The 1319-nt window shown below is 60.7% G+C and carries 1 protein-coding gene and 1 other annotated feature; the gene reads right to left on the bottom strand.

Going from position 1 to position 1319, the window contains the following annotated elements:
- Positions 1-34 precede the first annotated feature (34 nt).
- A protein-coding gene (locus tag C0Z18_RS32410; protein ID WP_408647246.1) for an IS3 family transposase occupies positions 35-1269 on the bottom strand; the annotation gives its coding sequence in 2 pieces (ribosomal slippage) (positions 35-978 and positions 978-1269; 1236 coding nt in all).
- Positions 875-991 (bottom strand) — a sequence feature (AL1L pseudoknot). (Overlaps the previous gene by 117 nt.)
- Positions 1270-1319: the final 50 nt, after the last annotated feature.

Below are 1319 nucleotides of genomic sequence, written 5' to 3'. Positions count from 1 at the left end.
TGAACCGCCCCGGGAATCGTGGAGGCTGGTTGGTTTAAGTTGATGCCGGCATTGCAACTGGGTTGCAGAGTTGCCGGTAGTAGTTTGCCTCAGCTTCAGCGGGCGGGATATAGCCGAGCGGTTCCATGAGCCGATGGTGGTTAAACCAGGCGACCCATTCGAGCGTTGCCAGTTCGACGGACTCACGCGTTTTCCACGGCGCACGACGATGAATCAGTTCAGCTTTGTACAAGCCGTTGATCGTTTCGGCCAGCGCGTTATCGTAGCTGTCGCCTCGGCTGCCGACCGACGGCTCGATGCCGGCTTCGGCCAGCCGCTCGCTATAGCGAATGCTGACGTATTGCGAGCCCCTGTCGGAATGATGAATGAGCGTTCCGTTATTCTCCGGCCGGCGGGCGTACAGCGCCTGTTCAAGTGCGTCCAGAACGAAGTCCGTTGCCATCGACGAACTCACGCGCCAGCCGACGATCCGTCGGGCGAACACGTCGACCACGAACGCCACATAGAGCCAGCCCTGCCACGTCGAAACGTACGTGAAATCCGAAACCCAGAGCTGGTTCGGCCGATCAGCCTTGAACTGACGGTTGACTCGGTCCAGTGGCCGCGGGGCCGATACATCAGGGATGGTCGTGCGAATCCGTTTGCCGCGACTCACGCCACGCAAGCCCTGTTGCTTCATCAGACGCTCGACAGTGCAACGCGCCACCGAAATACCTTCTCGGTTCAACTGCTTCCAGACTTTATCCGCGCCGTAGACGTGCATGTTGCTCTGCCAGACACGCTTGATCTCGGGCCGCAGGAGCGCATCGCGTTTGGCTCGCGCACACAGCCGCGACGGATCGCGAAGCCGCGCAGCGTGGCGCCGATAGCCCGACGGGGCAATCCGCAAGACCTTGCAGATCGGCTCGACCCCGAAGGTGTCGCGATGCTGATCGATAAAGGCCTTCAGGACTTCAAGCGGCGGTCGAGCTCCGCCTGGGCGAAAAATGCGCTGGCCAGCTTCAGGATTTCATTGGCACGGCGCAGTTCCTTGTTCTCGCGCTCCAGTGCCTTCAGGCGTTCTCGCTCCGACGTGGTGACGCCCTCACGCCCACCGCTATCGACTTCTTCTCGCTTGACCCATCCCAGCAACGTTTGGCTCGTGCAGCCGATCTTGGGCGCAATGGATTCGATCGCCGCCCACTGTGACGGGTACTCGTCCCGATGCTCTCGCACCATGCGCACAGCACGCTCGCGGACTTCAGCAGAAAACTTGTTCGACTTGTTCATGGCTCCATTCTCTCAAGAGTTGGAGCCTCCACCAAGTCCGGGGCGGTTCA

Source organism: Trinickia dabaoshanensis (genome assembly GCF_002879885.1).
Lineage (GTDB): Bacteria > Pseudomonadota > Gammaproteobacteria > Burkholderiales > Burkholderiaceae > Trinickia > Trinickia dabaoshanensis.
This window is presented reverse-complemented; position numbering and strand designations above follow the sequence as displayed.